Genomic DNA, 20,897 nt, shown 5'->3' with positions numbered 1-20,897 from the left:
TTGCGTTAGGGAAACGCCCGGTTACATTTCGAACCCGGAAGCTAAGCCTTTCAGCGCCGATGGTACTGCAGGGGGGACCCTGTGGGAGAGTAGGACGCCGCCGAACAATTTTTGGGGAAAGCCCCGCACCTTGGTGCGGGGCTTTTCTGCGTTTAAGGAAAGGTTCGGGTGACCGTGTCACGGCCCTAGTGCGCATCAAGCAGCGGTTGCCTCGCCGGGCATGGATGCCAGCGGTCAGCCGACTCTTGATGAGGTCGAATGTTGCCTCGTTGAGCTTGTCGAGGGGCGGCTGTCTCGCGACGAGGCCGACCGGTGGGCCGGCCGATGGCTGGTCGAGGATGGGCTGCCTGGGACGCGGTCTCTTGGTGGGCGCTGAACCTCCTCCACGGAATCGATCTTCCCGCGGGCGAGGGCTCGGGCTACCTGCACGACGACGAGCAGGTACGTGCATGGCTCGACGAGCTGAGGAAGCGCCGGGAGATATGACACGGGCGCGCCGGTGGGCGACCTGGACGATCTGGCCGAAGACAAGCTCTAGGGCCGCATGATCCGCCGCTACATAGGCTGGCGGAATCGTCACGCTGACGATCAGCGGCTACGAGCCGTGGTCGACAGGTGGGGCCGTCTCTGTGAGGCGGTGTTCTTAGAGGCGGCCTGCGGACTTCAGGGTGAGGTAGGCGTCGGCCAGGTCAGGGGCCAGGCGGGCGGGGGTGGAATCGATGACGGTGATGCCGTGGCGGCGGAGGCGGTCTGCGGTGCGGCGGCGAGCAGCGCGGGTCTGTTCGGCTGCTGCGGCTGCGTAGACGGCCTGGGGGGTGTGGCGGCCGGCGGCCATTTCCTCGATGCGGGGGTCGGTGACGGCCGCGACGATGAGTTCGTTGCGCTGGGTGAGGCCGGGGAGGACGGGGAGTAGTGCCTCCTCCACCGGGGCCGTGTCGAGGCCGGTGAAGAGCACGATGAGGGACCGTCGCGGTGTGCTGCGGTGGATGGTGGCGGCCAGGCCGCGGGCGTCCGCCTCGACGAGTTCCGACTCGAGGGGCGCGAGGGCGTCGGTCAGGGCCGGGAGGAGGTCGCGGGCGGACCGGCCTTGTACGGAGGCCCGTACGCGGCGGTCGTAGGCGAGCAGGTCCACGCGGTCGCCGGCGCGGGCGGCGAGGGCGCCCAGCAGCAGGGCGGCGTCCATGGAGGCGTCGAGGCGGGGAATGTCGCCCACGCGGCCGGCCGAGGTGCGTCCGGTTTCCAGGACGAGCAGGATGCGGCGGTCGCGTTCGGGGCGCCAGGTGCGGACGGCGAGGGTTTGCTGGCGGGCGGTGGCGCGCCAGTCGATGGAGCGGGTGTCGTCGCCGGGGGTGTAGTCGCGGAGACTGTCGAATTCGGTGCCCTCACCGCGGGTCAGGATGCTGGTGCGGCCGTCGAGTTCGCGGAGCCGGGCGAGCTTGGCGGGGAGGTGCTTGCGGCTGGTGAAGGGGGGCAGTACGCGCAGGGTCCAGGGGACCTGGTGGCTTCCCTGCCGGGCCGCCAGCCCGAGCGGGCCGTATGAGCGGACGGTGACGCGGACGGCATGGTGGTCGCCGCGTCGGGTGGGGTGGAGCACGGTTGTCAGGCGTCGGCGTTCGGCGCCGGGGATGCGCACCGTGTGACGGGACGCGGGGATGTCCGAGCCGGGATGGAAGGAGCTGGGGGGCCAGGCATCGCGGATCTGGGCGCGCAGCGTGCGGCGGTCGGCGTTGGTGATGGTGAGGTGCGTGTGGGCTTGGCCCGTTAGTCGAACAGTTGTGTCACCGGTTCGGGTGAAATGGAGCTTTCGCACTGGCGCGGCGAGTGCGAGGTCGCACAAGATTGCTATCAGCAGGATGAGTTGGACGGCGAGGATGCCGAGCCAGCCGGGGAGCACGAAGCCGACGAAGAGGGCTCCGAGTGCGGCGATGAGGGCGGTGCGTCCGGTGAGGGCCACGGCGTCGTCTCAGCGGGGGACGGGGAGGTGGGCGAGCACGGCGTTGATCACGGAGTCCGCGGTGACTCCCTCCATCTCCGCTTCTGGGCGGAGTTGGACGCGGTGTCGGAGTGTGGGCAGAGCGAGGGCCTTGACGTCGTCAGGGGTGACGTAGTCGCGGCCGGTGAGCCAGGCCCAGGCTCGGGAAGTGGAGAGCAGAGCGGTGGCGCCTCGGGGGGAGACGCCGAGGGAGAGTGAGGGGGATTCGCGGGTGGCACGGCAGATATCGACGATGTAGCCGGTGACCTCGGGGGAGATCGCGGTTTTGGCGACCGCCGCGCGGGCCGCCTCGAGGTCGGCGGCGGAGGCGACGGGGCGGAGCCCTGCCGCGTTGAGGTCGCGTGGGCTGAATCCGTCCGCGTGCCGGGTGAGTATGTCGATCTCGTCCTGGCGGGCGGGCAGCGGCACCGTGAGCTTCAGCAGAAAACGGTCGAGCTGGGCTTCGGGCAGTGGGTAAGTGCCTTCGTATTCCACGGGGTTCTGCGTGGCGGCGACGAGGAAGGGTTCGGGCAGTGGCCGGGGTGTGCCATCGACGGTCACCTGGCGCTCTTCCATCGCTTCGAGCAGTGATGCCTGGGTCTTCGGGGGCGTGCGGTTGATCTCGTCGGCGAGAAGGAGGTTGGTGAAGACCGGGCCCGGCTGGAACGAGAACTCGGCGTTGCGCGCGTCGTAGACCAGAGATCCGGTGACGTCGCTCGGCATCAGGTCGGGGGTGAACTGGACGCGCTTGGTGTCGAGTTCGAGGGTGGCCGACAGGGCGCGTACGAGCAGGGTCTTGGCGACTCCCGGGACGCCTTCGAGGAGTACATGACCGCGGCACAGCAGGGCGACGACCAGCCCGGTGACGGCGGGGTCCTGGCCGACGACGGCCTTGGCGATCTCGGTACGCAAGGCCTCCAGGGAGGCTCGGGCGCTGTCGGCGGTCGGCTCAGCGGTCGGGGTGCTCACGGGGCGTGTGCCTCTCTTGGGAAACGATCGAGGTTTCGAGTTCGTCGAGTTGGTCGGCCAGCTGCACCAGGGCCTTGTCGTCCGCGGGTGCCGGGCCGAAGAGCAGAGCGTGGAGGCCGGCGTCGGGTGCGGCGGTCAGGTGGGTGTGAACGGCCGGAAGAAGGATGTCGGGGGTGTGGGCGTGCGCGGGGGGCACGCCGATGAGGGGGGCGAGCCGGGTGCGGGTCGCCGAGCGCAGGACGGCTGAGGCGCGATCGCGGGCGTTGGCCTGCTCGTAGAGGCGGGCGTGGCCTTCGGTGGTCTCGGCGGCCGGGACGGTGACCGGGAGTCGTTCGGGCACGAGGGGGCCCAGGCGGCGGGCGCGCCAGAAGGCTGCGAAGACGGCGGCGAAGGCGAGTTGGAGCAGGCCCCACGTCCAGCCGGAGGGGATGAGGTCGAGGAAGCCGCGCTGGTTGTCCTGGGTGGACGACGGGTCGCTGACGGAGGGGAGGTACCAGACCACATGCTTGTGGGCACCGAGGAGTTGAAGGGCCAGCGAGGCGTTGCCTTGCTCGGTGAGGCGGTAGTTGTAGAGGGGGTCGGGGGCGCCGAGGAGCACGGTGTCGCGGCCGGCGTCGGTGGGCGGAATGCGCAGCAGGGTGGGCAGACCGCCGCTGAGGTAGCAGCCGTCGGCGGTGGAGCTGGAGGTGGCGTAGCGCAGACCGCCCAGGAGGGCACTGCCCGCGCGGCGTGCCTCGGGCAGCGAGCAGGCAGCACTGAGTGCCGAGATGTCGACGGGGGGTTCGGCGCGGACGCCGAGGGGGAGGGCGGCGAGCGTCGCGGGGCCGGGCGCGACGAGCACGGTGCGGCCGGGGGTGTGCGCGGTCGCGGTGCGCAGGCCGGACAGCTGCCGGGGGGTGAGCATGTCGGGGTTGGTCACGAGGAGCGTGGTGTCCGGGCCGGCCGCGGCGGCGGCTTCCTCGGAGGTGGTGACGACCTGGGTGGTGACGCCATGGGCGGCGAGCAGCCGGGCCAGGGCCTGGCTTCCGGGGCGGTCCGGGGAGCGGGGGTCGAGCCGGCCGTGGTGTTCGCCGGACTGGAGGGCCGCGAGGACCACTCCGCCGACCACGAGCAGAAGGATCGCGAGGAGCAGCCCGCGGGACCGTATCCACAGGTGCCGGGCGGTGGGGGAGAGCGAGGTGCTGTCCGTGGCGGCCGTGGTCATCCGCGGCTCCCGGTCGGGGCTGCCAGGTGGGGCTTGGCGCGCTGCAGTTCGGTGTCGAGGGCGCTCAAGAGGGCGTACTCCCGTTCCGTACCGGTGCGGCCGCCGTATGTGACGTCGTCGAAGGCGCGGGCCGCTGCGCGCAGCCGCTCGGCGTGCGAGGGAAGTGCCCGTCCGGCTTCGGCGGCTGCTTCGTCGGCGGTGCGGCCGGGGCCCGGAGTGAGCAGCGCCCGTTCTTCGAGGGAGAGGACGATGGCGCGCATCCGGTCCTGGACGGCCTGGCTCCAGTGGCCCTCGGCGGCGTGCGCTTCGGCGGTCGCACGGTGTTCGGCGGCGGTGCGGGGGGTGTCGGTGAAGAGTGCGCCGCTGCTGGTCGGAGTACGGCGTGCCGCGCCGAGCCGCAGTCGGAGGGCGATGACCAGCAGCAGTACGGCGGCGGCGATGGCTATGAGCCCGATCCAGCCGCCCGGTGTGGCGCCGGCGGCCGCGCCGAAGAGGTCGTCCACGCGTTCCCAGAACCAATTCAGGCCGCGCTGGATCGGGTTGGGGTCGTGCTGGTGGTACCGGGGGTCGGACAGTTCGCGTTCCGCCGCCTCGCGGGCGGGGACGCGTGGGGTCCGCACCGGTATGTCGTCGCCTGGGCTCGCTATGAGACGGCCGAGCGTGCTTGTGCCCCCCGCGGTGGTCATCGCCTCAGCTTCCCGGTGTGGCGTCGGTGGGGTGCTCTCCGGTGCCGTCCGCAGGGGCGTCGGGGCTGGTCGGGGTGGTGGAGGGCGCGTTCTCGGCCGTGGCGTCCACCCGCGGCGTGTCGGCAGTGGACGTCTCGGCCCTGGAGCTGTCGGCCGGAGCGGAGTCCACCGGCGCGGAGTCCACCGGGGCGGTCTGGGACGGGGTGTCGTCGGGGGCCGTGGCCGGCTGCGGGACGGGGGCCTCCGTGCCGTAGGCGGGGAGGCCGGCGGCGCGGGCGAGTTCGAGGTCGAGTGCCTCGCGGCGGATGCGCTGGTCCATGTAGATGAGCGCGGTGACGCCTGCGCTGATCGGGAAGCTGAGGGTGGAGCTGATGACGGCGCCGACGCCCAGCACGATCAGGAAGGTCCAACCGGTCGTGCTGTTGGTGCCCTCGGCCCATTCCATCAGGCTCTCGCCGCCCGTGAGGAAGGCGATGAGGGTGGTGGGGATCTGGACGGCGAACTCGATGATGAGCAGCAGGAGGTAGGTCAGAAGCTGGACGCCCAGCACCCGCCACCAGGAGCCGCGTACGAGCTTGGCGGAACGGCGCAGGGAGGCGATGACGCCCTGCTTCTCCAGCATCAGCGCCGGGGAGGCGAGGCTGTAGCGGACCCACAGCCAGACGCTCACCACGGTGGCGGCCAGTCCGCCGAACAGGGCGAGCACCAGGCCCATGTCCAGGGTGCCCGTTGCGGCGACGAGGATGCCGGGGGCCAGGCAGACCGCCATGACCGTCAGGAAGAGCAGGGGAAGCAGGACGAGCAGGCCGAGCAGGCGCGGGAGTTGGGCCCGTGCGTCGCGCCAGGCTTCGGCGGCGGTCACCGACCGGCCGAGGACGGCACGGCTGACGACCATGGTGAGCATGCCGGTGGCGATGATGGTGGCGAGCAGCCCGATCAGCGAGGTGATCCCGGTGCCGGTGAGCGAGTTGCCTATGTCGCGCATGGTGTCGCGCAGCGGCGGACCGGACCGGTCCTCCAGGGAAGGCGCGCGGCCGGCGTCCTGGAACCACAGTCCGGTGACGACGGTGACGGCGGTCTGCGAGACCACCGCGACGATCAGCGAGATGCCGAGCACCGTGCGCCAGTGGGCGCGCAAGGTGGCGATCGCGCCGTCGAGGATCTCGCCGACGCCGAGCGGGCGCAGCGGGATGACTCCTGGTTTGGCGGCCTGCGGGGGCGCGCCCCAGCCGGAGCCCCATCCGGGGCCGCCGCCCCACCCGGCCTGGTGGCCGGGGGCCGCCGCGGCGCGGGTGCGGTCGCCCGTGCCGCTCTGACCGGGGATGCCGGTGGGGGCCGACCACTGGCCGGCCGGCGGCTGCTGCTTGGACCAGTTCGGCGGCGGCTGCTCGGCCGAGCCGGGCCGGCCTTCCGCGGCGGGTGGCTGGGTGGGCTGCTCCTGGGTGCCGCGGTCCGGCTCGTCGGAGGGGGCGGATCCGGGCGAGGCCCAGCCCGGAGAGTTGTTCATCGTCGCTCCTTCTTGCTGCCCGTCCGCCGGGGCGGCGGGGGTCCGGGGTCCGCGGTGGCAGTCATCGTGTCATGGCGGATGGCGCCGTGTACCCGTGACCTCGGGGAGAAGGGACCTTCTGTTCGAGGGGGTGTCGGCGGCAGACTGAGTGGATGGGTGATCAGTACGAGGTGTCCGAGGCGGGCGTCGAGGCGCTCCCCGTCCCGTCGTTGCGTTGGGAGGAACGAGCCGAGGGACCGGTATTGGTCCTGCTTGATCAGACTCGGTTGCCGGCGGAGGAGGTCGAGCTGGTCTGCACGGACGTGCCGGCGCTGGTGCAGGCGATCCGGACGCTGGCCGTGCGCGGGGCGCCGCTGCTGGGCATCGCGGGTGCGTACGGTGTCGCGCTGGCCGCGGCTCGTGGGTTCGGTGTGGACGAGGCGGCGGAGGCGCTGGCGGGTGCCAGGCCCACCGCGGTCAATCTGGCCTACGGCGTGCGGCGAGCGGCGGCCGCCTATCGGGACGCGGTCCGCGGCGGGGCGGCTCCGGAGAATGCCGCCGCGGCGGCGCTGGCCGAGGCGCGCACCGTACATACGGAGGACATCGAGGCCAGCAGCCGAATGGCGGAGCACGGTCTGGCGCTCCTGGGCGAGCTGCTGCCGGGTGGCGGCCACCGGATTCTCACGCACTGCAACACGGGGGCGCTGGTTTCCGGGGGCGAGGGGACCGCCCTCGCGGTGGCGCTGGCGGCGCACCGGGCGGGTGAGCTTCGCCGGCTGTGGGTGGACGAGACCCGGCCGCTGTTGCAGGGTGCGCGGCTGACCGCGTACGAGGCCTCGCGCACGGGGATGGCGTACACGGTGCTGACGGACGGGGCCGCGGGATCGCTGTTCGCCGCGGGTGAGGTGGACGCGGTACTGATCGGCGCGGACCGGATCGCGGCGGATGGCGCGGTCGCCAACAAGGTGGGCAGCTACCCGCTGGCGGTCCTGGCCCGCTATCACCACGTTCCGTTCGTGGTGGTGGCGCCGACGAGCACGGTGGATCTGGAGACAGTGGAGGGGTCGGACATAGAGGTCGAGCAGCGGCCGGGCCATGAGGTGACGGAGCTCTCGTTGGGGTACGCGCGGGGCGCCGGAGCGGAGATCGTCGGCGGGATCGGGGTGGCGCCGGTGGGCGCTCAGGCCTACAACCCGGCCTTCGACGTCACTCCGCCGGAGCTGGTGACGGCGATCGTGACGGAGGCCGGAGTGGTCTCGCCGATCACTCGGGACGGGCTGGCAGAGATGTGTTCCACATCACGATGGAGTAAGTCACGATCAGGTAATGGGATGATGGCCGAATGAAGGGACGCGTCCTGGTCGTCGACGACGACACCGCACTGGCAGAGATGCTCGGCATCGTGCTGCGCGGCGAAGGCTTTGAACCGTCGTTCGTGTCGGACGGTGACAAGGCGCTTGCCGCCTTCCGCGAGACCAAGCCCGATCTTGTCCTGCTCGACCTGATGCTGCCCGGACGGGACGGCATCGAGGTGTGCCGGCTGATCCGGGCCGAGTCCGGGGTGCCGATCGTCATGCTGACCGCGAAGAGCGACACCGTGGATGTGGTGGTCGGGCTCGAGTCGGGTGCGGACGACTACATCGTCAAGCCGTTCAAGCCCAAGGAGCTGGTGGCCCGGATCAGGGCCCGGCTGCGGCGCTCGGAGGAGCCGGCGCCCGAGCAGCTGGCGATCGGTGATCTCGTCATCGACGTGGCGGGCCACTCCGTGAAGCGGGACGGCCAGTCGATCGCGCTGACCCCGCTGGAGTTCGATCTGCTGGTGGCGCTGGCGCGCAAGCCGTGGCAGGTGTTCACGCGTGAGGTGCTGCTGGAGCAGGTCTGGGGCTACCGGCACGCCGCCGACACCCGGCTGGTCAATGTCCATGTGCAGCGGCTTCGCTCCAAGGTCGAGAGGGACCCGGAGCGGCCGGAGATCGTGGTGACCGTGCGCGGGGTCGGCTACAAGGCAGGGCCCAGCTGAGATGACCCGGGACGGTTCGACCCCGGAGGAAAAGCGGGGGCGCACCGTCGACCCGGCGGGTGAAATGTCCTTTTCGGGAAAGTTGTCCGCTTGGTTGCTGCGCGGTGGGCAGTTGCTGCCCGACGGCGCGGTGAGCGGGCCGGTGCACCCCCTGCTGCGGCTCTTCAGCCGCTGGGTGCGCCGTCCGCTGCTGCCCGCCCTGCGGCTGTGGCGCCGCAACATCCAGCTGCGCGTGGTCGCGACCACCCTGCTGATGTCGCTGGCCGTGGTGCTGCTGCTCGGCGTCGTGGTCGTCGGACAGGTGCGTAACGGCCTGCTCACGGCCAAGGCACAGGCCGCGCAGAGCCAGGCCGCGGGCGGCTTCGGCGTCGCCCAGAAGCTGGCCGATGTCGGCGGCGGCGATGTACGGCCCGAGGACACCGCCCGGGCGGGCAATCGCGGCAACCAGGACTCCGCGACATGGCTGACCAGCCTCGTCGAGCAGCTCGCCAGCGGCGGGCAGGGCGTCTTCTCCGTCGTGGCGCTCAGCTCGGACTCCGACGAACCGTTCGGCGACGCCAGCCGGGGCACCCGCGGGCCGCGCGCCTCCGGGGACGTCGACCCCGAGCGGAGCGTGCCCGCCGATCTGCGGCGGAAGCTGGACACCAAGACGGGCACGTTCCGTACCTACACCCAGATCAAGCGCATCGGGCACGACGACGGCACGCCGGCGATCATCATCGGCAAGCGGCTCAACGACGTGAACAGCAACCAGTACCAGCTCTACTACCTCTTCCCGTTCAGCCAGGAAGAAGAGTCCCTCAAGCTGGTGACGGGGACGCTCGCGACGGCCGGCGTGTTCGTCGTGATTCTGCTCGGCGCCATCGCCTGGCTGGTCGTACGCCAGGTCGTCACGCCCGTACGGATGGCCGCGGGAATCTCCGAGCGGCTGGCCGCCGGCCTCCTCCAGGAACGGATGAAGGTCACCGGCGAGGATGACATCGCGCGGCTCGGCGAGTCCTTCAACAAGATGGCGCAGAACCTCCAGGTCAAGATCCAGCAGCTGGAGGAGCTCTCCCGGATGCAGCGGCGCTTCGTCTCCGACGTCTCCCATGAGCTGCGGACGCCGCTGACGACCGTACGGATGGCGGCCGACGTCATCCATGAGGCGCGCGAGGACTTCGACCCCGCCACGGCGCGCTCCGCGGAGCTGCTGCGCGGACAGCTCGACCGCTTCGAGTCGCTGCTCGCCGAGCTGCTGGAGATCAGCCGGTTCGACGCGGGCGCGGCCGCGCTGGAGGCCGAGCCGATAGACCTGCGCGACGTGGTGCACCGCGTCATCGAAGGCGCCGAGCCGCTGGCCGAGCGCAAGGGCACCCGCATCCTGGTGCGCGGCGCCGAGCAGCCCGTGATCGCCGAAGCCGACACCCGGCGGGTGGAGCGGGTGCTGCGCAATCTCGTCGTCAACGCCGTCGAGCACGGCGAGGGCCGGGATGTCGTGGTGCGGCTGGCGTCCGGGGGCGGCCCCAGCGGCGGCGCCGTGGCCGTCGCCGTGCGCGACTACGGCGTCGGCCTCAAGCCCGGCGAGGCGACACGGGTCTTCAACCGCTTCTGGCGCGCGGACCCGGCCCGGGCCCGTACGACCGGCGGCACCGGACTCGGCCTGTCCATCGCCGTCGAGGACGCCAGGCTGCACGGCGGCTGGCTCCAGGCATGGGGCGAGCCGGGTGGCGGTTCGCAGTTCCGGCTGACGCTGCCGCGTACGTCCGGCGAGGCGCTGCGCGGCTCCCCGATACCCCTGGAGCCGGAGGACTCGCGCCGCAACCGAGGGCTCGACGACGCCGGGCTGCCGCGCGCCGGGACCGACGGCAAGGCGTCCACGATCCCGGTGCAGCCGCGCACCATGGAGCCGCGCGCCGCCGCCGGCCCGGCTGCCGACCCGGCGGCGATGCCCGGCAGCGGCGCCCGTGTGGTGCCGCATTCCGGAGGCGTACGGAACGAAGGAACAGCGGGCGGCCGAAGCGTGCGCGCCGACGAGGCGGCGCATGCCGGTACGGCCGTCGACGGCGGGGAGCAGGAGGCCGGACGGGGCGTGGATCGGGAGGGCGGGCTGCGTGGACGCTGAGCGCGGAGAGGAGCACGGGGTGGGGGCCGAGGCCCGCGTGGCGGCCCCTGCGCACGGTCGCAGGGCGGCCGGCGCCCGAGGCCGGCGCCAGATCCCCGGAACGTCACGGGCGGCGCGGAAGACCGCGCTGCTCGGCTGTGCCGCGCTGCTGCTGGCCGGGTGTGCGTCGATGCCCGACAACGGAGACGTCAAGGCCGTCGACCAGTCGCCGCGCGCCGAGGGCGACTCGCAGGTACGGGTCTACGGCGTCCCCCCGCAGGACGGCGCACAGCCGACCAACATCGTCCGCAGCTTCCTCGACGCGACGACCAGCGACGAGGCGGATTTCCGTACGGCCACCCAGTACCTGGCCAAGTCGGCCAGGCGGACCTGGCGGCCGTTCAAGACGATCAACGTGCTCCAGGAGCGTCCGAAGCCCGAGCCGAAGGCACTGCCCAACCGCGAGGACGCCAACGGCTATACGGTCACCCTCTCCGGCAGTCAGGTGGCGACGGTGGACGACAACCACGCGTACACCCCGCAGGAGAAGCCCTACCGCCAGACGATCCACCTCATCAAGGAGGGCGATCAGTGGCGGATCGACCGGCTGCCCAACGGGCTGGTGCTCGGTCAGTCCGACTTCCAGCGCATCTACCGGTCCGTCAACAAGTTCTACTTCGCGTCCTATGACTCGGAGTCGCAGGAGCCGAAGGCGAGCCGCAACGTGCTCGTCGCGGACCCGGTCTATCTGCGGCAGCGGATAGAGCCGATCACGGCCAGCGTGGAGGCGCTGCTGTCCGGGCCCACCAACTGGCTGGACAAGGTGACGACTTCGGCCTTCCCGCACGGCACCCGGCTCGCCGCCCGTGATCTGACGCTGGACGACTCCAATGCGCTGCACGTGAAGCTCAACAAACAGGCCGTCAACACCGACACCGTCCAGTGCAAACGGATGGCGGCTCAACTGTTCTTCACCGTCCAGGACATGACCCGGGCTTCGAAGATCAGTCAGGTGGAGTTGCAGGACGACAGCGGCAACTCGCTGTGCGCACTGACCCAGGATCAGGCCGAACGCGACTTCGCCCCGTCCCGGCACGCCGGGCACTCCGCCAAGGAGTACTTCATCGACGCCGACCACAAGGTCGTCGCGATGCCGGACTCCGCAACGGAACCGACGCCGGTGCGCGGGCCGTTCGGCACCGGCAAGACCCCGCTGCGCTCGGTCGCCATCTCGCGTGCCGAGGACACCGCTGCCGGCGTGTCGAGCGATGGGCACGCGCTGTACGTGGCGGGCATGGAGGACGGCGTCGAACGCGGTGATCCGCTGCTGACCAGCGCCGGCTCGCTCAAGGGCCCGGAGGACGGGCTGACCGCGCCCAGTTGGGACGGTCTGGGCGATCTGTGGATCGCCGACCGCGATACGCACGGCTCGCGGCTGCTGCGGATGCGCGAGGGCAAGGGCGAACCCGAAGAGGTCGCGGTGCCCGGCCTGGGCAAGCGGCGGATCAAGGCGATCCGGGTGGCCGCCGACGGTATCCGGATCGCGATGCTGGTGGAGGACAAGGGGCGTACGACGCTTCAGCTCGGCCGGGTCGAGCGGGCCGGCACCTCCCAGCACCCGGTGCTCTCGGTGCAGGAACTGCGGCCGATCGCACCGCAGTTGGAGGACGTGGTGGCGGCGTCCTGGGCGGGCGGCAGCCGGCTCGTGGTCGTCGGCCGGGAGTCCGGCGGAGTGCAGCAGATGCAGTTCATGGAGACCGACGGCTCGGCGTCCAACGCGCAGACGCTGCCCGGCGTCAACGGCGTCAAGTCGGTGGCGGCCTCGGAGGACGAGACCAAGCCGCTGATCGCGGACGCCACCGAGGGCATTGTGCGGCTGCCTCCGGACGCGAACTGGAAGACCGTGGCCAAGGACGGGTCGGCGCCGGTCTATCCGGGCTGACCGCCGGTTCATCCGGGGCTGACCGCCGTTCCGCCCCTGGGCTGCCGTCGGCCCGTCCGGGCCGACGCGGGGCGTCGAGTTGTCCACAATCCCTGGGTTATCCACAGGGGTGGCGGCCGAGCGCGGACGGCGCGACAGTTGAGCCATGCAGGGGGTGTGGCGGGAACTGGCCGGTCTGGTGCTGCCGGTCGACTGCGCGGGATGTGGCAGGCCGCGTACGGAGCTGTGCGCGGAGTGTCGCCGGGCGCTGTCGCGGGGTGGGCGCGGCGCACGGCGGGTACGGCCGGAGCCGAGACCCGCGGGGCTGCCTCGGGTGTGGGCCGGCGCGCCGTACGCGGACGAGGTGCGGGCCGTGCTGCTCGCCCACAAGGAGAGAGGGGCGCTGCGGCTGGCCGGGCCGTTGGGCGCGGTGCTGGCCGGGGCGGTGCGGGTGCTGCGGCCGGGCGGTGGGCGGGTGCTGCTGGTGCCGGTGCCGTCGGCCCGGCGATCGGTGGCCTGCCGGGGCCATGATCCGGTGCGCCGGATCGCGCTGGCGGCCGCCGCCGAACTACGGCGGGCGGGGGTGGGGGAGGGGGCGGGGGCCCAGGTCCTGGCGGTGCTGCGGCAGCGTCGTCCGGTGGCCGACCAGGCGGGCCTCAGTGCCCGGCAGCGGCTGGCGAATGTCGCGGGCGCACTGGGCGTCCGGGGTGGGGCCGGGAGGCTGCTGGTGGAGGCTCCAGTGGTGCTGGTGGACGATCTGATGACGACGGGGGCGACGCTCGCCGAGGCGGCGCGGGCGCTCGGGGTGTCCGGGGCGAGGGTGAGCGGGGCGGCCGTGGTGGCGGCGACCCGTACCGCGTTCGAAATCAACCGGAACTGAAAAGGGAAATTCATCGTTGCAGGTAATGAGGCCGAAAATTCACCCAAACGGAGCTGGAGGCGTCGAGGGGGTGCCGACACCCGACCGGGAGAGCTATGTTCGGTTGTGAGGACTTGGCGGCCGCTTTGCCTCATATGTCGTGGTGCGTGCGTTAAACGGCATTTGAGGTGAACCTGAAGGCGTTGGCTTGGAGATCTTGTCCTTGGGGGAGGAGGAGGTGAAAGTCGCCAAGTCCGAGGCTTCGGCACCCACCGGAGCCTGGTGCAAGAAGGCATCGCTCCGCCCGCTGAGCGGGGCGATCCGGGAACGGAGTTCTGCGTGGACATCGTCGTCAAGGGCCGCAAGACCGAGGTGCCCGAGCGGTTCCGCAAGCACGTGGCCGAGAAGCTGAAGCTGGAGAAAGTCCAGAAGCTCGACGGCAAGGTGATCAGCCTGGACGTCGAGGTGTCCAAGGAGCCCAACCCGCGGCAGGCCGACCGTTCCGACCGAGTGGAGATCACCCTCCGCTCCCGTGGCCCGGTGGTCCGGGCCGAGGCGGCCGCGGCCGACGCGTATGCCGCGCTCGACCTGGCTACCGCCAAGCTGGAGGCGCGCCTGCGGAAGCAGCATGACAAGCGGTTCTCGCGTCGCGGCAACGGCCGGATCCCGGCGAGTGACGTCGCCGTCAGCGTCCCCGACGCCGCGCGTCTGAACACCAACGGCGAACTCGCCGCCGCGAGCTCCGGCGAGCCGAAGGTGCCGAGCACCAAGATGGGGTCGATCGACGTCCTGGGCGAAGGTCCCCTGGTCGTCCGCGAGAAGACCCACTCGGCGCCGCCGATGACGCTCGACCAGGCGCTCTACGAGATGGAATTGGTCGGACACGACTTCTATCTCTTCGTCGACGCCGAGACCAAGCAGCCGAGTGTCGTCTACCGGCGGCACGCATACGACTACGGCGTCATCCACTTGAACCCCGACCAGTTCGGGGAGGAAGAGCCCGGCGGCGCAGGCGGCGCGCTCGGCGGCTGACCCCATCCGCTCGGTGCCCCCGGCGTACGCCGGGGGCACCATCGCGCTTGAGAAGGGGACGAGTTGAAGCCGTATAGAGTTGTGCCAGCCAGGGAGTTTGTCGGCGCAAAACGGCGAAATGCCGGGGAGACGGTCGTATGGCAGTGATGGGGCTGGCCGCGCGGGGCTGTTGTCAACCAGCCTTATCTCCAGGCTTTGGCTCTTCGGCCGAGTAGTTGACGGGGAGGAACGATGGGGGACAGCTTCGGGCCCGTGCGTGACCACACGGACGACGGCGGAAGCGGTTCGGGGGACGGGGACGGACCCGGCACGGCCGCGAGCGTGCCGCGCCAGGAACCGATCCGGGTCCTGGTGGTGGACGATCACGCACTGTTCCGGCGCGGCCTGGAGATCGTTCTGGCCCAGGAGGAGGACATCCAGGTCGTCGGCGAGGCGGGGGACGGCGCGGAGGCGGTCGACAAGGCCGCGGATCTGCTGCCCGACATCGTGCTGATGGACGTGCGGATGCCCAAACGCGGCGGCATCGAGGCCTGCACCTCCATCAAGGAGGTGGCCCCCAGCGCGAAGATCATCATGCTCACGATCAGCGACGAAGAGGCCGATCTCTACGACGCGATCAAGGCCGGCGCCACCGGCTATCTGCTCAAGGAGATCTCCACCGACGAGGTGGCGACCGCGATCCGCGCCGTCGCTGACGGACAGTCGCAGATCAGCCCGTCGATGGCGTCCAAGCTCCTGACGGAGTTCAAGTCGATGATCCAGCGCACGGACGAGCGCCGGCTGGTGCCCGCGCCCCGGCTCACCGACCGTGAGCTGGAGGTCCTCAAACTCGTTGCCACGGGGATGAACAACCGCGATATCGCCAAGGAGCTGTTCATCTCCGAGAACACCGTGAAGAACCACGTGCGCAACATCCTGGAGAAGCTTCAGTTGCACTCCAGGATGGAGGCGGTGGTGTACGCGATGCGGGAGAAGATCCTCGAGATCCGCTGAATCCGTGCCGAGATGGCCGCGATGGTTGCGTGACCCCGGGCCCCGGCCCAGGCCCCTGGACCCCGTGGCCCGTGACCTGACCTGGCGCCGGATCCCATGGTTCGCTCAGCCGCTGGTTCGCTCAGCCGCCCAGATGCGTCAGCTCCTTCCGCAGCGCCGCGGCCTGATCGGGGTCGTCGCAGCGGTCCAGACCTACGGAGTCGCAGCCGACCCAGGTGGCGGCCTCGTGGAGCGCCTCGGCCATGGGGCGGACGGCCTTGGGGCCGTGCATCGAGACCTGGCGGGCGATGAGGGTGCTGCCTTCGCGGGCCGGGTCCACCCGGCCGACCAGTTTGCCGCCGGCCAGCAACGGCATCGCGAAGTAGCCGTGTATCCGCTTGGGCCGCGGGACGTACGCCTCCAGGCGGTGTGTGAAACCGAAGATCCGCTGGGTGCGCGGACGGTCCCAGATCAGTGAATCGAACGGTGACAGCAGGGTCGTGCGGTGCCGGCCGCGGGGCGGTGCGGCCAGCGCGGCCGGGTCCGCCCAGGCGGGTCTGCCCCAGCCCTCGACCGCCACCGGGACCAGGCCCGAGTCCGGGAGGACGGCATCGACCTGCTCGGCCTTCAGCCGGTGGTAGTCCGCGAGGTCGGCCCGGGTGGCCACGCCCATGGCGGCCCCGGCCTGGGCGACCAGGCGGCGGAGGCATTCGGTGTCGTCGAGATCGTCGTGCCGCAGGGCGTCGGGCACGGCGCGCTCGGCGAGGTCGTACACCCGCTTCCAGCCACGGCGCTCCGTGCAGACCACCCGGCCGGTGTCCAGCAGCCATTCCACCGCGATCTTGGTCTCCGACCAGTCCCACCACTCTCCGCCCTTCCGGCCGCCGCCCAGCTCGGACGTGGTCAGCGGGCCGTCCGCCGCGAGCCGGTCCAGGACGGCGGCGCAGGAGCGCTCGGAGTCCCGCATGACATGCCAGCGGTGCCCCTTGGCGCGGAAGGCGCGGCGGCGGAACGCGAAGTGCGGCCACTCCTCGATCGGCAGGATGCAGGCGGCATGCGACCAGTATTCGAAGGTATGGGGACGCGCCACGGGAGCGGTCCAGTACGCGGCCTCGACCCCCTGGCGGCCGACCGCGCCGAGGCGGGCGTACGGCACGAGCTCATGGGAGCGGGCCAGCACCGAGATCGTGTCCAGCTGCACCGCGCCCAGCCGCCGCAACATTCCCCGCACTCCCGCCCGGCGGTCCGGGGCGCCCAGCAGGCCCTGCGCCCGCAGGGCTATCCGCCGGGCGTCGTCGCGCGACAGTGCGGTCGCGGGCCGCGGCTGAGGATCCGGCTGGGGCTGTGTCGACGTCACGCTGGTCATGCGAAGAAGCGTAGGGGCGGGCACTGACAATGGCCCTGACCTGCACTGTTGTTGGGTTGAGGGTCAGTCGGGGTAGGGAAGGTAGGGCGTCGTGCCGGGGCGGGGCGTGTCAGTTGAGTCGGTCGAGCCGGCGGGCTCGGGCAGGTCGGACGGGAGCAGGGCGCCCGTCCAGACGTCCCGGCGGGTGCCTTGGCGGATCAGCTTGGCGCGCTGGGTGCCCTCCATACGGAAGCCGACCTTGAGGGCCACCGCCCGGGAGCCGTGGTTGCCGGCCTCGGCGACCCACTCCAGGCGCTCCACCCCGAGATCGTGGAACGCCCAGCGCACCACCGCGCGGGCCGCTTCCACGGTGTACCCCCTGCCGCGGTGCTCCTTGGCGGTCCAGTAGCCCAGCTCGGCCTCCCGCTCCGGGGTGTGCAGCCGGTCCAGGCGGATCAGCCCCATGGAGCCGATCAGCGAACCGTCGGCCGTGGAGATCACGGCGAAGGCATAGGCGGTGTCGCCGCGCCAGCCTTCCGGGGCGGCCGTGCCGACGAACAGCTCCGCGTCCCGGAGCCCGTACGGCGAGGGGAGACTCGTCCACCTGGGGATGTCGGGTTCCTGACACGCGGCGTACACCGCGGCCGCGTCGCCGGGCTCGAAGGGACGCAGGACGAGGCGCTCGGTGGTGAGGGTGACGGGCTCCATGAGGCGAGTCTGCGCCGCGGCACGGAGCGCGGCGAACGGTTTTCCCATGAATCCCGGCACCTTCTCGAGGCCTCGCGCGTTCACGTGGGAGAAGGGGATCGGAGCCTTCGCGGCGGCGGACCTCCCGGCCGGGGAGAGTCCTCCTTTACGATGGCCGTTGCGGCGGGGCCTGCCCCCTTGGAAAATGCCGCGCCCGCGCACTCGACCGTGCAGGCCCAACCGGCAAGGAGACCAGCCCAAGTGTCCGTCTTGACGAAGATCATGCGTGCAGGCGAAGGAAAGATCCTGCGCAAACTGCACCGCATCGCGGGCCAGGTCAACTCCATCGAGGAGGACTTCGCGGCCCTCTCCGACGCCGAGCTGCGGGCGCTGACCGATGAGTACAAAGCGCGGTACGCGGACGGCGAGTCCCTGGACGACCTGCTGCCCGAGGCGTTCGCCACGGTCCGCGAGGCCGCCAAGCGGGTGCTCGGCCAGCGGCACTACGACGTCCAGCTGATGGGCGGCGCGGCCCTTCACCTCGGATACGTCGCCGAGATGAAGACCGGTGAGGGCAAGACCCTCGTCGGCACCCTGCCGACGTATCTCAACGCGCTCTCCGGCGACGGCGTCCACCTGATCACGGTCAACGACTACCTGGCCGAGCGCGACTCCGAGATGATGGGCCGGGTCCATAAGTTCCTCGGTCTGACGGTCGGTTGCATCCTGGCCGACATGACGCCGGCCCAGCGCCGCGAGCAGTACAACTGCGACATCACCTACGGCACGAACAACGAGTTCGGCTTCGACTACCTGCGCGACAACATGGCCTGGTCGCAGGACGAACTCGTCCAGCGGGGCCATAACTTCGCGGTGGTCGACGAGGTCGACTCCATCCTCGTCGACGAGGCCCGTACGCCGCTGATCATCTCCGGCCCCGCGGACTCCGCCACCAAGTGGTACGGCGACTTCGCCAAGTTGGTGAAGCGCCTCAAGAGGGGCGAGGCCGCCAACCCGCAGCGCGGCATCGAGGAGACCGGCGACTACGACGTCGACGAGAAGAAGCGCACCGTCGGCATCCACGAGTCCGGTGTCAGCAAGGTCGAGGACTGGCTGGGCATCGACAACCTCTACGAGTCGGTGAACACCCCGCTCGTCGGTTACCTCAACAACGCGATCAAGGCCAAGGAGCTGTTCAAGAACGACAAGGACTACGTCGTCATCGACGGCGAAGTCATGATCGTCGACGAGCACACCGGCCGTATCCTCGCCGGCCGCCGCTACAACGAGGGCATGCACCAGGCCATCGAGGCGAAGGAGGGAGTGGAGATCAAGGACGAGAACCAGACGCTCGCCACGATCACCCTCCAGAACTTCTTCCGCCTCTACGACAAGCTCTCCGGCATGACCGGTACGGCCATGACCGAGGCCGCCGAGTTCCACCAGATCTACAAGCTCGGCGTCGTCCCGATCCCGACGAACCGCCCGATGGTCCGCAAGGACCAGGCCGACCTGATCTACCGCACCGAGCCCGCGAAGTTCGACGCGGTCGTCGAGGACATCGTCGAGAAGCACGCGAAGGGCCAGCCGATCCTGGTCGGCACCACCTCGGTCGAGAAGTCCGAGTACCTCTCGCAGCAGCTGAACAAGCGCGGCGTGCCGCACGAGGTCCTCAACGCCAAGCAGCACGACCGGGAGGCGTCCATCGTCGCCCAGGCCGGCCGCAAGGGAGCCGTCACCGTCGCCACGAACATGGCCGGCCGTGGTACGGACATCAAGCTCGGCGGCAACCCCGACGACCTCGCCGAGGCGGAGCTGCGCCAGCGCGGCATGGACCCGGTCGAGCACGTCGAGGAGTGGGCGGCCGCGCTGCCCGCCGCCCTGGAGCGCGCCGAGGCCGCGGTCAAGGCGGAGTTCGAGGAGGTCAAGGAGCTCGGCGGGCTCTACGTCCTGGGCACCGAGCGGCATGAGTCGCGCCGTATCGACAACCAGCTGCGCGGTCGTTCCGGCCGTCAGGGCGACCCCGGCGAGTCGCGGTTCTACCTCTCCCTGGGCGACGACCTGATGCGGTTGTTCAAGGCCCAGATGGTCGAGCGCGTCATGGCGATGGCCAACGTCCCCGACGACGTCCCGATCGAGAACAAGATGGTGACGCGGGCGATCGCGTCCGCCCAGTCGCAGGTCGAGCAGCAGAACTTCGAGACGCGGAAGAACGTCCTCAAGTACGACGAGGTCCTCAACCGCCAGCGCGAGGTCATCTACGGCGAGCGCCGCCGCGTCCTCGAAGGCGAGGACCTGCAGGATCAGATCAAGCACTTCATGGACGACACCATCGACGCCTACATCCAGGCGGAGACGGTCGAGGGCTTCGCCGAGGAGTGGGACCTCGACCGGCTGTGGGGCGCGTTCAAGCAGCTCTACCCGGTCAAGGTGACGGTCGAGGAGCTGGAGGAGGAGGCCGGCGACCGCGCCGGCATCACCTCCGAGTTCATCGCGGACGCCGTCAAGGACGACATCCACGAGCAGTACGCCGCCCGTGAGGAGCAGCTCAGCTCGGACATCATGCGGGAGCTGGAGCGCCGGGTCGTGCTGTCCGTCCTGGACCGCAAGTGGCGTGAGCACCTCTACGAGATGGACTACCTCCAGGAGGGCATCGGCCTGCGGGCGATGGCCCAGAAGGACCCGCTGGTGGAGTACCAGCGCGAGGGCTTCGACATGTTCACCGCGATGATGGAGGGGATCAAGGAGGAGTCCGTCGGCTACCTGTTCAACCTGGAGGTCCAGGTCGAGCAGCAGGTCGAGGAGGTCCCGGTGTCGGAGACCGCGGACAAGGCGTCGCTGGAGAAGGACCTGCAGGAGGCCGTGCCGGCCGGCGGGGGCCGCCCGGAGATCCACGCCAAGGGCCTGGAGGCGCCGCAGCGGCCCGACCGGCTGCACTTCACCGCACCGAAGGTGGACGGCGAGGGCAGCGTCATCGAGGGTGACTTCGTGAGCGACGAGGACGACGCCCCGGCCCGCTCCGAGTCGGACGGCCTGACCCGCGCGGAGCGCCGCAAGGCCCAGAAGAGCGGTGGCCGTCGCCGTAAGAAGTGAGCTCACCGGTGTGAGATGCGGTGAGCGGTGAACAGTGGCGCGGCCCGGACACGGTGTGTCCGGGCCGCGTTGTGCTGCTGCGGCGGGGTGCCACTGGCCCTTGAGGGGCGCGCGCGGCCCCTGGGCGGCGTCGCCTACGGGTTCGCGCGCCAGACCGAGGGCGTCGGGCCGAGGTCGAGGGCGGCGCAGCGCCAGCGGTGGTCGTCGCCGAGTTCCAGCCGGAACGCGAGGGCCCGGAGGCGTTCTCCCAGTGCGATCCGTGCGAACGCCTCGATGACGCCGCGGCGTGGCGTGCAGTGTCCGCAGTCGCGCAGGTCCGGCGTGGCCAGGCGGCGGTCGGGGCCGAGGACCGGCCGCAGCGGTGCGTGCGGGGCGAGTTCCACCAGCCGGTCGTACGCCGTGGGCAGCGCGTGCCCCAGCAGGGCGTGTACCGGGCGCTGGCCGCTGAGCGTGAGCACGAGCTGACGGGCGAACCAGTGGTGCGGCCGGTGTTCGTGCGCCCGGCGCTGGGCGCCCACGGTCGGCAGCGGGGCGCCGGCCGCGTTGACGGGGGTGCCGGGGGCGGGCC

General features: G+C 70.9%; 17 protein-coding genes, 1 rRNA gene and 1 pseudogene. 11 read left to right on the top strand and 8 right to left on the bottom strand.

Annotated elements, in window-relative coordinates:
• From rrf to FCH28_RS39965, 3 genes and pseudogenes are all read left to right on the top strand, one after another.
• Window positions 1-106, top strand: a 5S ribosomal RNA gene (rrf, locus tag FCH28_RS37805); the annotation flags it as partial.
• A gap of 218 nt (window positions 107-324) precedes the next feature.
• Window positions 325-486 carry a hypothetical protein gene (locus FCH28_RS38760; RefSeq protein WP_222852486.1) on the top strand — a complete coding sequence of 54 codons (162 nt, stop codon included), beginning with the start codon at window positions 325-327 and terminating at the stop codon, window positions 484-486.
• A gap of 52 nt (window positions 487-538) precedes the next feature.
• A pseudogene (locus tag FCH28_RS39965) lies at window positions 539-616 on the top strand (transposase); the annotation flags it as partial.
• Between the two features lie 27 nt (window positions 617-643).
• Here the strand turns inward: FCH28_RS39965 and FCH28_RS37790 are convergent.
• The 5 genes from FCH28_RS37790 to FCH28_RS37770 are packed head-to-tail and all read right to left on the bottom strand — an operon-like array spanning window position 644 to window position 6,338.
• On the bottom strand, window positions 644-1,954 hold the full coding sequence (locus FCH28_RS37790; protein WP_136744973.1) for a DUF58 domain-containing protein: 1,311 nt from the start codon (window positions 1,952-1,954) through the stop codon (window positions 644-646).
• A 9-nt stretch (window positions 1,955-1,963) separates the two neighbouring features.
• Window positions 1,964-2,941 (bottom strand): AAA family ATPase, encoded by a 978-nt coding sequence (locus FCH28_RS37785; protein WP_136744972.1) that lies wholly within the window; start codon window positions 2,939-2,941, stop codon window positions 1,964-1,966.
• Window positions 2,922-4,145, bottom strand: a complete 1,224-nt coding sequence (locus FCH28_RS37780) for a DUF4350 domain-containing protein (RefSeq protein WP_136744971.1) — start codon at window positions 4,143-4,145, stop codon at window positions 2,922-2,924. The genes FCH28_RS37785 and FCH28_RS37780 overlap by 20 nt, the downstream gene beginning before the upstream one ends.
• Window positions 4,142-4,831, bottom strand: coding sequence for a DUF4129 domain-containing protein (locus FCH28_RS37775; RefSeq protein WP_136744970.1), 690 nt, complete (start codon window positions 4,829-4,831; stop codon window positions 4,142-4,144). Before FCH28_RS37775 ends, FCH28_RS37780 begins: the two co-directional genes overlap by 4 nt.
• 4 nt (window positions 4,832-4,835) lie before the next feature.
• On the bottom strand, window positions 4,836-6,338 hold the full coding sequence (locus FCH28_RS37770; RefSeq protein WP_136744969.1) for a DUF7847 domain-containing protein: 1,503 nt from the start codon (window positions 6,336-6,338) through the stop codon (window positions 4,836-4,838).
• 152 nt (window positions 6,339-6,490) lie between these two features.
• On the opposite strand from FCH28_RS37770, the gene mtnA reads away from it, so the two are divergent.
• The 7 genes from mtnA to FCH28_RS37730 all read left to right on the top strand — a co-directional run bounded on the left by mtnA (window position 6,491) and on the right by FCH28_RS37730 (window position 15,225).
• Window positions 6,491-7,663, top strand: coding sequence for an S-methyl-5-thioribose-1-phosphate isomerase (gene mtnA / locus FCH28_RS37765; RefSeq protein ID WP_136744968.1), 1,173 nt, complete (start codon window positions 6,491-6,493; stop codon window positions 7,661-7,663).
• Window positions 7,660-8,337, top strand: coding sequence for a two-component system response regulator MtrA (mtrA, locus tag FCH28_RS37760; RefSeq protein ID WP_030416996.1), 678 nt, complete (start codon window positions 7,660-7,662; stop codon window positions 8,335-8,337). Before mtnA ends, mtrA begins: the two co-directional genes overlap by 4 nt.
• Window position 8,338: 1 nt before the next feature.
• The gene (mtrB, locus tag FCH28_RS37755; RefSeq protein ID WP_136744967.1) at window positions 8,339-10,441 is read left to right on the top strand and encodes an MtrAB system histidine kinase MtrB; all 2,103 of its coding nucleotides are present in this window, start codon (window positions 8,339-8,341) and stop codon (window positions 10,439-10,441) included.
• Window positions 10,431-12,362, top strand: a complete 1,932-nt coding sequence (locus FCH28_RS37750) for an LpqB family beta-propeller domain-containing protein (protein ID WP_246103515.1) — start codon at window positions 10,431-10,433, stop codon at window positions 12,360-12,362. The genes mtrB and FCH28_RS37750 overlap by 11 nt, the downstream gene beginning before the upstream one ends.
• A 145-nt stretch (window positions 12,363-12,507) precedes the next feature.
• Window positions 12,508-13,221, top strand: a complete 714-nt coding sequence (locus tag FCH28_RS37745) for a ComF family protein (RefSeq protein ID WP_136744966.1) — start codon at window positions 12,508-12,510, stop codon at window positions 13,219-13,221.
• 318 nt (window positions 13,222-13,539) lie between these two features.
• Window positions 13,540-14,232, top strand: a complete 693-nt coding sequence (gene hpf / locus FCH28_RS37735) for a ribosome hibernation-promoting factor, HPF/YfiA family (protein WP_136744964.1) — start codon at window positions 13,540-13,542, stop codon at window positions 14,230-14,232.
• Window positions 14,233-14,463: 231 nt separating this feature from the next.
• Window positions 14,464-15,225, top strand: a complete 762-nt coding sequence (locus FCH28_RS37730) for a response regulator (RefSeq protein WP_136744963.1) — start codon at window positions 14,464-14,466, stop codon at window positions 15,223-15,225.
• A 121-nt stretch (window positions 15,226-15,346) separates the two neighbouring features.
• Here the strand turns inward: FCH28_RS37730 and FCH28_RS37725 are convergent, their stop codons facing one another.
• The gene (locus FCH28_RS37725) at window positions 15,347-16,570 is read right to left on the bottom strand and encodes a winged helix-turn-helix domain-containing protein (RefSeq protein WP_136744962.1); all 1,224 of its coding nucleotides are present in this window, start codon (window positions 16,568-16,570) and stop codon (window positions 15,347-15,349) included.
• A 63-nt stretch (window positions 16,571-16,633) separates the two neighbouring features.
• Window positions 16,634-17,257, bottom strand: a complete 624-nt coding sequence (locus FCH28_RS37720) for a GNAT family N-acetyltransferase (RefSeq protein WP_136744975.1) — start codon at window positions 17,255-17,257, stop codon at window positions 16,634-16,636.
• 240 nt (window positions 17,258-17,497) lie between these two features.
• Here FCH28_RS37720 and secA point away from each other — a divergent pair, with 240 nt between their 5' ends.
• Window positions 17,498-20,329 (top strand): preprotein translocase subunit SecA, encoded by a 2,832-nt coding sequence (gene secA, locus FCH28_RS37715; RefSeq protein ID WP_136744961.1) that lies wholly within the window; start codon window positions 17,498-17,500, stop codon window positions 20,327-20,329.
• Between the two features lie 134 nt (window positions 20,330-20,463).
• Here the strand turns inward: secA and FCH28_RS37710 are convergent.
• Window positions 20,464-20,897, bottom strand: a 434-nt coding sequence (locus FCH28_RS37710; protein ID WP_246103514.1) for an Rv3235 family protein, incomplete at its 5' end; no start/stop codon positions are given.

Source organism: Streptomyces piniterrae (assembly GCF_005048155.1).
In the GTDB taxonomy this organism is placed as follows: domain Bacteria; phylum Actinomycetota; class Actinomycetes; order Streptomycetales; family Streptomycetaceae; genus Streptomyces; species Streptomyces piniterrae.
Note: the sequence above shows the minus strand (reverse complement) of the source record. Positions and strands in the feature narration are given on the sequence as shown.

Excerpts from the sequence above, each read along its gene's own strand:
- FCH28_RS38760 (WP_222852486.1), top strand. The coding sequence starts at position 325 with ATGGCTGGTCGAGGATGGGCTGCCTGGGACGCGGTCTCTTGGTGGGCG.
- FCH28_RS37780 (WP_136744971.1), bottom strand. The coding sequence starts at position 4,145 with ATGACCACGGCCGCCACGGACAGCACCTCGCTCTCCCCCACCGCCCGG.
- FCH28_RS37775 (WP_136744970.1), bottom strand. The coding sequence starts at position 4,831 with ATGACCACCGCGGGGGGCACAAGCACGCTCGGCCGTCTCATAGCGAGC.
- FCH28_RS37770 (WP_136744969.1), bottom strand. The coding sequence starts at position 6,338 with ATGAACAACTCTCCGGGCTGGGCCTCGCCCGGATCCGCCCCCTCCGAC.
- mtnA (WP_136744968.1), top strand. The coding sequence starts at position 6,491 with ATGGGTGATCAGTACGAGGTGTCCGAGGCGGGCGTCGAGGCGCTCCCC.
- mtrA (WP_030416996.1), top strand. The coding sequence starts at position 7,660 with ATGAAGGGACGCGTCCTGGTCGTCGACGACGACACCGCACTGGCAGAG.
- mtrB (WP_136744967.1), top strand. The coding sequence starts at position 8,339 with ATGACCCGGGACGGTTCGACCCCGGAGGAAAAGCGGGGGCGCACCGTC.
- FCH28_RS37745 (WP_136744966.1), top strand. The coding sequence starts at position 12,508 with ATGCAGGGGGTGTGGCGGGAACTGGCCGGTCTGGTGCTGCCGGTCGAC.
- FCH28_RS37730 (WP_136744963.1), top strand. The coding sequence starts at position 14,464 with ATGGGGGACAGCTTCGGGCCCGTGCGTGACCACACGGACGACGGCGGA.
- FCH28_RS37725 (WP_136744962.1), bottom strand. The coding sequence starts at position 16,570 with ATGACCAGCGTGACGTCGACACAGCCCCAGCCGGATCCTCAGCCGCGG.
- FCH28_RS37720 (WP_136744975.1), bottom strand. The coding sequence starts at position 17,257 with ATGGAGCCCGTCACCCTCACCACCGAGCGCCTCGTCCTGCGTCCCTTC.